Here is an 11,866-nt window from a genome sequence, read left to right as displayed (position 1 = left end):
TTCCCCTCTGGGCGGGGGGGGGGGCGGGCGGGGGGGGGGGCGGGGGCGGGCCCCCCCTCCCGCCCCTGCCCGTGCTGCCGCGCCGGGCTTCAGGCCGGCGCGGGCGGGGGTCCCGCGCAGTCCCGTACGGGCTTGCGCGCGGTGCCGCGCCTGCGGGCCCGGCCGAGGAGGCCGCCGGCGCGCACCACCAGCACGCCCAGGACCGGACAGGCCACGACCAGGCAGGCGAACGTCCAGGGTGCGCCGAGGACCACGAGCACCGCGTAGGGCCCCGCGACGATGACGACCCCGGTCCACGGCGCGCGCACGCAAACGAACAGCCCTGGTGGGCGCGGCCGGTGGGGAGGGCGGGCGCTCCGGTCCTTGCGGCGCGCGCCGTGGAGCTGTGCGGGGTCGTCCGTGTTCATGGAGATCACCTCGTCGTGGCGGGGCCGTCGTCTCGGGTGCTGCCCCGCCACCCAGCAGACAGGCGACGGAAGGCGCTGTCACGCCCCGTGATCGCGGGGCTTGATGACCCTCCCCCGGTCTGCTATGCCCGGCCGGCGGCACCGCCGGGCACCGGCGTTTGCGTCTCCCGAAGGCGCGATGATCTACTTGCTTGGCGCAGCAAGTAGCTTGCGAGGGCGCGGCGTGATGCCGCCGCGGCAAGCGCTGCGCAGCCGGGGGCCGCCTCGTCCGGCGGCCCGGACGGCCAGGAACCACGACGAACGGACACAGATGAAGAGAACACTGACCCGGCCCGGCACCCGTCGCGGGGTCGCACTCGGTGCTGCCGCCCTGACGGGCATGGTGACGCTGCTGGGCTTCGGAGCAGGGACCGCCGGCGCGTCGCCGGCCGGTCACGGGGGCGGTGGACGGGACTACGTCGCGCTCGGCGACTCCTACGCGTCCGGCCCGCTGATCCCCGACCAGGTCGACCCGACGTGCCTGCGGTCGAGCCACAACTACCCCTCGCTCGTCGCGGCGGGCGAGAACGCCCGCCTCACCGACGTCAGCTGCTCGGGGGCGACCACGGCGGAGATGACCGCGCCCCAGGGCGCCGCACCGGCGCAGCTCGCCGCCCTCAAGCGCGGCACGGACCTGGTCACGCTCAGCATCGGCGGCAACGACATCGGCTTCAGCAGCGTCATCGCCACCTGCGCCGGCGTGACGTCCGCCGACCCCACCGGGGCCCCCTGCCGCGCCCACTTCACCTCGGGCGGCCACGACCAGCTCGCGGAGCGCGTCGCGCAGACCGCGCCCAAGGTCGCCACCGTCATCCGAGACATCCACCGGCGCGCGCCCCACGCCCGCGTCGTGGTGGTCGGGTACCCGGACCTGTTCCCTGACGACGGATCGGCCTGCACCAGCGCCACGGTGCCCTTCGCGGCCGGTGACTTCTCCTACCTGCGCGACACGGAGAAGGCGCTCAACGCCATGCTGGCCACCCAGGCGCGCAAGGCGGGCGCGCGCTACGCCGACACCTACACCCCGACCATCGGGCACGACATGTGCGCGCCGACGGGCACGCGCTGGATCGAGTCGCTCGCCCCCGCGACCCCGGCGGCACCGGCGCATCCCAACGCCCAGGGCGAGGCGGCCATGGCCGGCGCCGTGCACCGGGTCGTCACCCGTCATCACCGCTGACCCCGGTCGGCGCTGAACCCGTGCGGTGACCGAGGACCCGCCTCCCCTCGGGAAGGCGGGCCCTCGCCGCATGACGCGCCGTCAGGCCGCCCGCATGTCCCGGTAGGTCTCCAGGACGCGCAGCCAGACCTCGCTGATCGTCGGGAAGGCGGGGACGGCGTGCCACAGCCGGTCCACCGGGATCTCACCGGCGACGGCGACGGTCGCCGAGTAGAGCAGCTCCTGCACTCCCGGGCCCACGAAGGTGACGCCGACGACCGTGCCGCGGTCCGGGTCGATCAGGACGCGGGCCTTGCCCCGGTAGTCCTCGGCGTACTGCACGGCCCCGGCGAGACGCCCGATGTCGTAGTCCACGACGTCCACCCGGCGCCCCGCGGCCTCCGCCTCACGGGTCGTCAGGCCGACGGAGGCGACCTCCGGGTCGGTGAACACCACCTGCGGCACGGCGTGGTTGTCGGCGGTCGCGACGTGCGCGCCCCACCTGCGGTCGTCCACGGGCTCGCCCTTGGCCCGTGCTCCGATCACCGCTCCCGCGATACGGGCCTGGTACTTCCCCTGGTGCGTCATCAGGGCGCGGTGGTTGACGTCGCCCGCCGCGTACAGCCAGCCGTCGGCGACGGCCGTCACCCGGAACGTGTCGTCCACGGGCAGCCAGTCGCCGGGGGCCAGGCCGACCGTCTCCAGGCCGATGTCAGCGGTGCGGGGGGCGCGTCCGGTCGCGAAGAGGATCTCGTCGGCGACCAGCGTCCCGCCGTCCGCCAGCGTGACGCGGACGGGACCGTCCGGGCCGTCCTCACGCGCCACGGCGGTCACGGAGGCGCCGAACCGCACGTCCACACCGGCCTCGCGCAGGGCCTCGGCGACCATCTCCCCGGCGAACGGCTCCATGCGGGCGAGCAGTCCGCCGTTCCCCCGGACCAGCACGGTCACCTCGGAACCGAGCGCCCGCCACGCGGTGGCCATCTCGACGGCGACGACGCCGCCCCCGACCACCACCAGACGGCCCGGTACCTCGTGGGCGCTCGTCGCCTCGCGGTTGGTCCAGGGACGCACCTCGGCGAGCCCCGGCAGATCCGGGAGCAGCGCCGTGGTCCCGGTGGCGACGACGACGGCGTGCCGCGCGGTCAGGCGGACCGTCCCGCCGTCCGGCGTGTCCACCACGACCTGCCGCGGTCCGTCCAGGCGGCCGTGGCCGCGCACCAGGTCGACGGAGACGGAGTCCAGCCACTCGACCTGGTCGTCGTCCTTCCAGTGGGCGGAGAGCCGGTCGCGGTGGGCGAGGACCGCGGCCACGTCCAGCGGTCCCTCGACCGCGCCCCTCAGACCGGGTATGCGGCGGGCGTCGGCCCGTGCCACCACGGGCCGCAGCAGCGCCTTGCTCGGTTCGCACGCCCAGTACGAGCACTCGCCGCCGAGCAGTTCGCCCTCCACCAGCACCGTGGCCAGTCCGGCGGCGCTCGTCCGGTCGGCGACGTTCTCGCCTACCGGTCCGCCGCCGATGACGACGACGTCGTATTCCCGGGTTTCGTGGGAGTGCATACCTCGCATCCGGAGGGGGCCGGTGGGGGACCGGGTCGCGGGCGGGCCGGGGCGGGGGGGGGGGGCGCGGGGGCGGGGGGGGGGCCCCCCCCGCCCCGCCCGCAGCGACCCCTCTCCACGTCAGCGGCCGCGGTCGGCGGCGTCGACGGCGGCGTAGATGCGGTCGAAGACGGGCTTGAGGCTCTCCAGCTCACCCGGGTCCAGCGGGTCCAGGACCATCCGGCGCACCGTCTCCACGTGGACGGGCGCGGAGGCCACGAGCTTCTCGTACCCCTCGGGTGTGAGGATCGCCAGGGTGTAGCGGCCGTCCCCGGGGTCCGGCTCGCGGCGGACGAAGCCCTGGTGCTCCAGGCGTCGCACCACGTGCGACAGCCGCGACAGGGAGGAGCTCGCGCGGTCCGCGAGCACGCTCATCCTGATGGTGTGCCGCTCCTGCTCGGAGAGCATCGCGAGGACGTGGTACTCCATCCAGTTCAGGTCCGCGTCGCGCTCCAGCTCGCGCTCCAGGGCCGGCAGGAGCCGGGCCATGACCCGGGCCATCGACATCCACGCGGCCAGCTCGCCGCCCTGCAGCCAGCGCGGCTCCATCGCGGCGGGGGCGGGCGGTACCGCTGTGTTCTTCGTCATGCTCCCCAGGCTATCGGACCGCTTGAAGCTTCAAGCTGATCTGTTACAGTGCACTTGAAGCTTCAAGTTGAAGCTTCAATTCGTACCCCCAGCACCGCACAGATCGGGAATCACGCCTCATGACCAGGATCGGCATCATCCTCGGCAGCACCCGCCCCGGCCGGAACGGCGAGAAGGTCGCCCACTGGGTCGTCGAGCAGGCCGCCAAGCACGCCGGCGACGCCACCTTCGAGCTCGTGGACCTCGCCGACTACCCGCTCCCCCACCTCGACGAGCCGATCCCGCCGGCCATGGGCCAGTACCAGAACGCCCACACCAAGGAGTGGGCCGCCAAGATCGCGAGCTTCGACGGCTTCATCTTCGTCACCCCGGAGTACAACCACTCCACCTCGGGCGTGCTCAAGAACGCCATCGACTACCTGCACGCCGAGTGGAACCACAAGGCGCTCGGCGTCGTGTCCTACGGCTCCGTGGGCGGCGCCCGCGCCGCCGAGCACCTGCGGCTGATCGCCGGCGAGCTGAAGATGGCGGACGTGCGCAGCCAGGTCGCGCTCTCCCTCTTCACCGACTTCGTCAACTTCAGCGAGTTCGCCCCCGGCGAGCACCAGGCCGCGAGCCTGTCGACCCTGATCGACGAGGTCCTGGAGTGGAGCCGCGCCCTGGCGCCGCTGCGCGGCTGACCCCGTACCGGTCAGGCGACCGGGCAGGGCACGCGAGCACAGGGGCCGAGCGGAGCGATCCTCCGCCCGGCCCCCGCGTGCTGCCCGCCCCGGTCAGGCGAAGCGCACGTCGTGGTGGTCCGCCTCCGGGTCGGAGGCGGCGAGCAGCCGCCTGCCCTCGGCCTCCAGCGCGTCGCGGCCGGCGGCCGCGAGCGGCGCGAACGACGCCACCGTGACGACGGCGGAGCCACGCGCCCGGTCGGTGCTCCAGGTGCCGGCCACGAAGCCGTCGACGAGGACCGTGCCGCGGACGATGCCGTTGGCCGTCATCACCCGGCGGACGTGCTCCCGGGCGAGGATCCGTGAGCGGTCCGCATGGGAGAGCACGAGGTTGTCGAAGTCGGCGACGAAGCGGGCGCCCACCGGCAGGTCCGGGTCGGGCAGCGGCCCGGCGTCGGGGTCGTCGTAGAGCACCCGGCCGTCCTCGTCGCGGTAGCCGCGCAGCTCCATCGAGGCGAAGACCTCCCGCAGCCCGGTGAGCCCCGACCACTTCTGCGCGTCGGCGACGGAGGCGGGGCCGAAGGCCGCCAGGTAGCGGCGCACCAGCGTCCGGGGGTCGGAGGCCGCGGCGGGGGGACGCCCGAGCCAGGACCCGGCCGTGGTGTACGCGGTCCGTCCGGACGCCCCCCAGACGCCGCGCGGCGGCACCTGCACCAGCGGCAGCCAGTTGCGCAGCGCGTTGACCAGGGAGGCGGGATCGGCGTCCGGCCAGCGCGGGCCGAGCAGGTCGCGCAGCTCGCCCGGGGTGCGCGGCTCTTCCTCGACCAGCGCCCGGCAGGCGGCGACGGCCTCGTCGCGGTCCACGCCGCGCACCCCCGGGCCCCAGGTGCCCTGGGCGATCTGCCGGTCCAGCAGCGGCTGCAGCACCGGTCGCAGCCGCAGGGCGTCGTCCGCGGTGACCAGGTGGACGGTACCGCGCAGCAGCGCGATCCGGACGACCGCGCGGTCCAGCAGCAGACGGGAAAGGTCGCCGAAGGCGAAGCCGTCGAGCCGGGTCCACAGCGCGGCGTACGCCGCGTGCGGGGCCTGGGACTGAAGGCCCACCAGGTGCCCGACCGCCTCCAGCGGGCCCATCCCCGACCGCTCCAGCAGCAACTGCCGGTCCAGCAAGGCCCGGTTGAGCGTACGGCGGCCCAGTACGGTCCCCGGTGTCGTCCTGCGCATGCGGACACCGTACGGCCCGGAAGAACTCGGGGGTAACTGTCGCCCCGGCCGTGCCCGGGAGTGTAGACATGGCCTATGGCCGGGCCGAGCGATCACCGCGCCTCCAGGGAGCGGGGGCCGCGAGCGCTGCTGGCCGGACGCAGCGTGGCGGGACAGGTCTTCCTGCTGCAGGTCGTGGTCGTGGTGCTGCTGGTCGCCGCGGCGGTCGTCGAACTCGTCGTCCAGGCACGGCACGACAGCCAGCAGGAGGCCCGCAACCGGTCGGTGGCGGTGGCCACCACCTTCGCGAGCTCGCCGGGCATCGTGGCGGCGCTGGAGTCCCCCGACCCGACGGCGGTCCTGCAGCCGGAGGCCGAACGGGCCCGGCGGCTGTCCGGGGTGGACTTCATCGTGGTGACGGACCGGCAGGGGATCCGCTACACCCACCCCAAGCCCGACCGCATCGGCAAGAAGTTCGTCGGGGACATCGGACCGGTCCTGCACGGCCGGATGGTCACCGAGAACATCGTCGGAACCATCGGCCCGCTGGTTCAGGCGAACGTGCCGGTCCTCGACGACCGGGGCAAGGTCGTCGGCATGGTGTCCTCGGGCATCACCATCGCCAAGGTCAGCGGCGCGGTCAACGACCAATTGCCGGTCATGCTGGGCGTCGCGGCCGCGGTGCTGGCCCTGGCCACCGGCGGCACCTGGCTGATCGCCAGACGGCTCACCCGGCAGACCAGGGGCCTCGGCCCGGTCGAGATGACGCGCATGTACGAGCACCACGCCGCCGTGCTGCACGCGGTGCGCGAGGGCGTCCTCATCCTCGACGGCGACCGGCGGCTGCTGCTCGCCAACGACGAGGCACGACGTCTGCTGGAGCTGCCCGCCGACGCGGAGGGCCGGCCCGTCACCGGGCTCGGGCTCGACGAGCGGGCCTGCGAACTGCTGGCCTCCGGCCGCGACGCCACCGACGAGGTGCTGCCGGCCGGCGACCGGCTGCTGGTGCTCAACAACCGCCACACCGACCGCAACGGCGGCCCGCCGGGCAGCGTGGCGACCCTGCGCGACGCCACCGAGCTGCGGGCGCTGTCCGGCCGCGCCGAGACCGCCAGGACCCGCCTGCGGCTGCTGTACGACGCGAGCATGGGCATCGGCACCACCTTGGACATCACCAGGACCGCCGAGGAACTGGCGCAGGTCTCGGTACCGCGCTTCGCCGACTACGTCACCGTGGACCTCGCGGTACGGGTGCTGCGCGGCGATGAGCCGCTGACGGGCCCCTCGGTGGAGATGCGCCGCGTCGCGGTGAACGGCATCCGCGACGACCACCCGCTGTACCCCGCGGGGCACCCGCTGCTTTTCGTGCCCTCCAGCCCCCAGGCGGCCGGCATCGCCGGCGGCCGGGCCGTCCTGGAGCCCCGGCTCGCGGACTCCCCCGGCTGGCAGGCGCAGGACCCGCAGCGCAGCGCGCGGGTCGTCGGCTTCGGCATCCACTCGCTGATCTGCGCCCCGCTGAGCGCTCGCGGCGTGCTCCTGGGGATGGCCAACTTCTGGCGCTCGCAGGCCCCGGAGCCCTTCGACGAGGAGGACCTCACACTCGCCGAGGAACTGGCGGCGCGGGCCGCGGTGTGCATCGACAACGCCCGCCGCTACACCCGCGAGCACACGATGGCGGTCACCCTGCAGCACAGCCTGCTGCCGCGGGAACTGCCCCGGCTGACCGCCCTGGACGCGGCCTACCGCTACCTGCCCGCGCAGGCGGGGGTGGGCGGCGACTGGTTCGACGTGCTGCCGCTGCCCGGGGCGCGGGTGGCCCTGGTGGTGGGCGACGTCGTGGGCCACGGACTGCACGCGGCCGCCACGATGGGCCGGCTGCGCACCGCGGTGCACAACTTCAGCACCCTGGACCTGCCGCCCGACGAACTGCTCGGGCACCTGGACGAGTTGGTCGGCCGGATCGACCAGAACGACTCCGGGCCCGCCGGCGACGGCGCCGCCCCCGCGGGCACCACCGTCGCGGGCGCGACCTGTCTGTACGCCGTCTACGACCCGGTGACGGGCACCTGCGCGATGGCCCGCGCCGGGCACCTGCTCCCCGCGGTCGTGCACCCCGACGGGACCGTGGAGTTCCCCGACGTACCGGCCGGGCCGCCACTGGGCCTGGGCGGACTGCCCTTCGAGGCCGTGGAACTGACACTGCCCGAGGGCAGCAGCCTGGTGCTGTACACCGACGGCCTGGTCGAGGACCGCGACCGGGACATCGACGAGGGCCTGGAGCTCCTGCGCCGTTCCCTGTCCCGGGCCGGCCGCGACCCCGAGCAGACCTGCCGGGACGTCCTCGAGACCATGCTGCCCGCCCGGCCCGGCGACGACATCGCGCTCCTCGTCGCCCGCACGCGGGTCCTGCCCGGCGACCCCGCCGCGGTCTCCGTGGTGCGCGCCGCGGTCCAACGGCAGCTGGCCGCCTGGGGCCTGGAGGAGCTGTCCTTCACCACCGAGCTGCTGCTGAGCGAACTCATCACCAACGCCATCCGCTACGGGGCCGAGCCCATCCAGTTCCGCCTGATCCTCGACCAGTCGCTGATCTGCGAGGTCTCCGACGCCGGCAGCACCTCCCCCCACCTGCGCTACGCGGCCGCGACGGACGAGGGCGGGCGGGGGCTGTTCCTCGTCTCGCAGTTCGCCGAGCGCTGGGGCACGCGCTACACCGCCGAGGGCAAAGTGATCTGGGCCGAGCAGCAGCTGCGGTAGCCCCCCGGGGTGCGTTCTGTTGGGCCCGGTGGTTGTGTGCGACGCCGCGTTTGTTGCTGTTGCGGTTTCTCCCCCGCCCGCCCGCCCGATTGCCCGGCGCGGTCAGTGCGGGCCTGCGCTCCGTTGGCGTGAGGTCGGGGCCGCGCCGGCGCACTCCCCCAGCCTTCGGCCGGGGGGACCCCCACAGCGCTCGCGGTTTGCGTCCACATCATTGGGCGCCGGGTTCGCCGCTCGTCTCCCCCAGCCTTCGGCCGGGGGGACCCCCATGGGCGCACCCCGCCACACCCCCTCCCGTTGTCGCGGCGCATGACGGCCGGTGGGGGGTGAGTAAGGCACTTGCGGCAACCCCGGACCGCTCTCCGACCCCGTCCGGCCGTCAGCCGCCCACACGACCGGAGGGGGTGTGGCGGGGTGCCCCCGCAGGCGACGAGCGGTGCGTGCGGCGCCGTATGACGTGGGGCAGCGCCGCGAGCGCCGAGGAGGTACCCCGGCGCGGCACCGACCCCACAACGCACGCAGCGAGGCGGTCACTGACCGCGCCGGGCAATCGGGAGGGAGGGTGGGGGAGAAACCGCCCGCCGCAGGCGCAACGCACCCGCACACAACCGCCGGGCCGCCCGGCGCAGCCGCGCGCAGGCGCAACGCACCCGCACACAACCGCCGGGCCGCCCGGCGCAGCCGCCCGCAGGCGCGAACGACCCGCACACAGCAACGGACCGCACCCTCACACCCCGCACAGCCCCGCAGGGCGCGCAGGGCGCGCACCGTGGATCGGGGCGTCCACGCCCCGAAGCGGACGCCCCGTCCCCCCGTGGCGGTGGGCCACGATCTCCGCGGCGATGGACAGCGCGGTCTCCTCGGGCGTGCGGGCGCCGAGGTCGAGCCCGATCGGGCTGTGCAGCCGGGCCAGTTCGGACGCGCCGAGGCCCGTCTCGCGCAGCCGGGCCAGGCGCTGCTCGTGGGTGCGCCGCGAACCCATCGCGCCGACGTAGGCGACGGGCATGCGCAGGGCCCGCTCCAGCAGCGGTACGTCGAACTTGACGTCGTGGGTGAGGACGCAGACGACGGTGCGGCCGTCCACCGGGGTGCGCTCGAGGTAGCGGTGCGGCCAGTCGACGACGACCTCGTCGGCCTCCGGGAAGCGCCGGGCGGTCGCGAAGACCGGGCGCGCGTCGCAGACCGTCACCCGGTAGCCGAGGAACGTGCCGACCCGCACCAGGGCGGCGGCGAAGTCGATCGCCCCGAACACCAGCAGGCGCGGCGGCGGGGTACCGGACTCGACCAGCAGGGTGAGCGGCTCGCCGCAGCGGCTGCCGTCCACGCCGATGCCGACGGTGGCGGTGCGGCCCGCGTCCAGCAGGGCGTGGGCCTCGGCCGCGGCGGTGCGGTCCAGTTCCGGGTCGCCGAGGGTGCCCTCGTACGATCCGTCGGGGCGCACCAGGAGGGTGCGGCCGGGCAGGCCGGCGGGGCCCGCCACGACCCTGGCCACGGCCGCCGCCTCCCCGCGGGAGGCGGCGGCCAGTGCCGCGGCGAGCTGCGGCTGTGCCCCGGGCACGATCCGCTGGACGAAGATGTCGATGACGCCGCCGCAGGTCAGCCCCACGGCGAAGGCGTCGTCGTCGGAGTACCCGAAGCGCTGGAGGACCGGCTCGCCGGTCTCCAGCACCTCCTGGCAGAGCTCGTAGACGGCGCCTTCCACGCACCCGCCGGACACGCTGCCGACCGCGGTGCCCTCGGCGTCGACGGCGAGCGCGGCGCCGGGCTGCCGGGGCGCGCTGCCGCCGACCGTGACGACGGTCGCGACGGCGAACGGCTTGCCCTGGGCGGACCAGCGGTCGAGTTCGTCGGCGATGTCCAGCATGGCGGGGACTCCTTCTAGCTGACGCCGAGCCGGCCCTCGAGAGGGTGCAGGGCGAAGTAGACGACGAAGACGGCCGTGAGCACCCACATGAGGACCCCGGGCTCACGGAACCTGCCCTGGGCCGACTTGATCGCGGTGTACGCGATGACTCCGGCGCCGACCCCGGCGGTGATGGAGTAGGTGAAGGGCATCAGGGCCACGGTGAGGAAGACGGGCACGGCCACCGAGCGGTCGCCCCAGTCCACGTGCCGGGCGTTGCCCATCATCATGGCGCCGATCACCACCAGGGCCGCCGCGGCCACCTGGCCGGGGACGATCTGCGCCAGCGGGGTGAAGAACAGCCCGGCGGCGAAGAGCACGCCGGTGACCACGGAGGACAGGCCCGTACGGGCGCCCTCGCCGACGCCGGTCGCGGACTCGATGAAGACGGTCTGCCCGGAGGCCCCGGAGAACCCGCCGATCGCGCCGCCCGCGCCGTCGATGAACAGGGCCTTGCCGAGCCCCGGCATGCGTCCCTGGTCGTCGGCGAGCTCCGCCTCCGTGCCGACGCCGATGATGGTGGCCATCGCGTCGAAGAAGCCGGCCAGCACGAGCGTGAAGACGATCATGCCGACGCTCAGGGCCCCGATGTGCTGCCACCCGCCGAACTCGACCTGCCCGAACAGCCCGAAGTCGGGCGCGGAGACCACGTGGCCGGGCAGTTCGGGGACGGTCAGTCCCCACGCCTTCGCGTCGGTGCCGCCGGCCGTGTGGACGGCCACGGCGAGGAGCGTGCCGGTGACGATGCCGATGAGGAGGGCACCGGGGGTTCCGCGCGCCTGGAGCATGAAGATCAGCAGCAGGGTGACGCAGAAGATCAGCACCGGCCAGCCTGCCAGCTGCCCGCCGGCGCCCAGGGTGAGCGGGCTGTCCTCGCCCCGGCCCACGAACCCGGCGTTGACCAGCCCGATGAGGGCGATGAACAGGCCGATGCCGATGGTGATCCCGTGCTTGAGCGGCAGCGGGATCGCGTTCATGATGACCTCCCGCAGACCGGAGACCACCAGGGCCACGATCACCACGCCGTACAGCACGCACATCCCCATCGCCTGGGGCCAGGTCATGTGCGGGGCGACCTGCGTGGCGAGCACCCCGGAGACGGACAGCCCCGCGGCGAGGGCGAGCGGCACCTTGCCGACGAGGCCCATGAGGAGGGTGGAGACGGCGGCGGCCAGCGCGGTCGCCGTGATCAGCCCGGTCTGGCCGAGCCGGTGCCCGTCCACGTCGGGCCCGGACAGCAGCAGCGGGTTGAGCAGCAGGATGTACGCCATCGCCATGAAGGTCGTCAGACCTCCGCGGAGCTCGCGGGCGACGGTCGAGCCGCGTGCGGATATGTGGAAGTACCGGTCGAGCCGGCCGCGTCCGGCCGGCGGGCGCGGCTGTGCGCCGGGGCCGTCCGGGGCGGTTGCGTGCAGGGCTGACGGGGTCGACTGGGTCATGCGGTGCCACTCCCAAGGTTCACAGGGACACCCGGACGGCCTGCGCCGTACGGGATTTGGGATGGTCCGCAGCACGACCCGGGGGACGGCCCGAGAGTGGTGCGGCGACCGCCCGGCGC

Annotated in this window: 9 protein-coding genes; 3 read left to right on the top strand and 6 right to left on the bottom strand. The window is 74.4% G+C overall.

Annotated elements, in window-relative coordinates; translation table 11 throughout:
- Positions 1–89 precede the first annotated feature (89 nt).
- Positions 90–407, bottom strand: a complete 318-nt coding sequence (locus ACFV3E_RS11405) for a hypothetical protein (protein WP_500534451.1) — start codon at positions 405–407, stop codon at positions 90–92.
- A gap of 310 nt (positions 408–717) precedes the next feature.
- On the opposite strand from ACFV3E_RS11405, the gene ACFV3E_RS11400 reads away from it, so the two are divergent.
- Positions 718–1,626: an SGNH/GDSL hydrolase family protein gene (locus ACFV3E_RS11400; protein WP_500534450.1), complete on the top strand. Its 909-nt coding sequence runs from the start codon at positions 718–720 to the stop codon at positions 1,624–1,626.
- Positions 1,627–1,707: 81 nt separating this feature from the next.
- Here ACFV3E_RS11400 and ACFV3E_RS11395 read toward each other — a convergent pair whose 3' ends face one another.
- Positions 1,708–3,165: a dihydrolipoyl dehydrogenase family protein gene (locus tag ACFV3E_RS11395; RefSeq protein WP_500534449.1), complete on the bottom strand. Its 1,458-nt coding sequence runs from the start codon at positions 3,163–3,165 to the stop codon at positions 1,708–1,710.
- Between the two features lie 120 nt (positions 3,166–3,285).
- Entirely contained in the window at positions 3,286–3,792 is a 507-nt protein-coding gene (locus ACFV3E_RS11390; protein ID WP_500534448.1) for a MarR family winged helix-turn-helix transcriptional regulator, read from the bottom strand.
- 119 nt (positions 3,793–3,911) lie between these two features.
- On the opposite strand from ACFV3E_RS11390, the gene ACFV3E_RS11385 reads away from it, so the two are divergent.
- Positions 3,912–4,472: an NADPH-dependent FMN reductase gene (locus ACFV3E_RS11385; RefSeq protein WP_500534447.1), complete on the top strand. Its 561-nt coding sequence runs from the start codon at positions 3,912–3,914 to the stop codon at positions 4,470–4,472.
- 93 nt (positions 4,473–4,565) lie between these two features.
- On the opposite strand, the gene ACFV3E_RS11380 is transcribed toward ACFV3E_RS11385, so the two are convergent.
- Positions 4,566–5,675 (bottom strand): winged helix DNA-binding domain-containing protein, encoded by a 1,110-nt coding sequence (locus ACFV3E_RS11380; protein WP_500534446.1) that lies wholly within the window; start codon positions 5,673–5,675, stop codon positions 4,566–4,568.
- A 75-nt stretch (positions 5,676–5,750) separates the two neighbouring features.
- Here ACFV3E_RS11380 and ACFV3E_RS11375 point away from each other — a divergent pair, with 75 nt between their 5' ends.
- Positions 5,751–8,408 carry a SpoIIE family protein phosphatase gene (locus tag ACFV3E_RS11375; RefSeq protein ID WP_500534445.1) on the top strand — a complete coding sequence of 886 codons (2,658 nt, stop codon included), beginning with the start codon at positions 5,751–5,753 and terminating at the stop codon, positions 8,406–8,408.
- A 724-nt stretch (positions 8,409–9,132) separates the two neighbouring features.
- Here the strand turns inward: ACFV3E_RS11375 and ACFV3E_RS11370 are convergent.
- Positions 9,133–10,269, bottom strand: coding sequence for an XdhC family protein (locus tag ACFV3E_RS11370; RefSeq protein ID WP_500534444.1), 1,137 nt, complete (start codon positions 10,267–10,269; stop codon positions 9,133–9,135).
- Positions 10,270–10,283: 14 nt separating this feature from the next.
- Complete coding sequence (locus ACFV3E_RS11365) at positions 10,284–11,747, bottom strand: NCS2 family permease (RefSeq protein WP_500534443.1); 1,464 nt, start codon at positions 11,745–11,747, stop codon at positions 10,284–10,286.
- Between the last annotated feature and the right edge of the window lie 119 nt (positions 11,748–11,866).

Origin of the sequence: Streptomyces sp. NPDC059718 (genome assembly GCF_042733315.1) — a bacterium.
GTDB lineage: Bacteria > Actinomycetota > Actinomycetes > Streptomycetales > Streptomycetaceae > Actinacidiphila.
The sequence above is the reverse complement of the archived record's forward strand: the minus strand, read 5'-3'. Positions and strand labels throughout refer to the sequence as shown.

What these genes read in the sequence shown, in the direction of transcription:
- ACFV3E_RS11395 (WP_500534449.1), bottom strand. Translation starts at nt 3,165, where the DNA reads ATGCACTCCCACGAAACCCGGGAATACGACGTCGTCGTCATCGGCGGC.
- ACFV3E_RS11405 (WP_500534451.1), bottom strand. Translation starts at nt 407, where the DNA reads ATGAACACGGACGACCCCGCACAGCTCCACGGCGCGCGCCGCAAGGAC.
- ACFV3E_RS11370 (WP_500534444.1), bottom strand. Translation starts at nt 10,269, where the DNA reads ATGCTGGACATCGCCGACGAACTCGACCGCTGGTCCGCCCAGGGCAAG.
- ACFV3E_RS11385 (WP_500534447.1), top strand. Translation starts at nt 3,912, where the DNA reads ATGACCAGGATCGGCATCATCCTCGGCAGCACCCGCCCCGGCCGGAAC.
- ACFV3E_RS11375 (WP_500534445.1), top strand. Translation starts at nt 5,751, where the DNA reads ATGGCCGGGCCGAGCGATCACCGCGCCTCCAGGGAGCGGGGGCCGCGA.
- ACFV3E_RS11380 (WP_500534446.1), bottom strand. Translation starts at nt 5,675, where the DNA reads ATGCGCAGGACGACACCGGGGACCGTACTGGGCCGCCGTACGCTCAAC.
- ACFV3E_RS11365 (WP_500534443.1), bottom strand. Translation starts at nt 11,747, where the DNA reads ATGACCCAGTCGACCCCGTCAGCCCTGCACGCAACCGCCCCGGACGGC.
- ACFV3E_RS11400 (WP_500534450.1), top strand. Translation starts at nt 718, where the DNA reads ATGAAGAGAACACTGACCCGGCCCGGCACCCGTCGCGGGGTCGCACTC.
- ACFV3E_RS11390 (WP_500534448.1), bottom strand. Translation starts at nt 3,792, where the DNA reads ATGACGAAGAACACAGCGGTACCGCCCGCCCCCGCCGCGATGGAGCCG.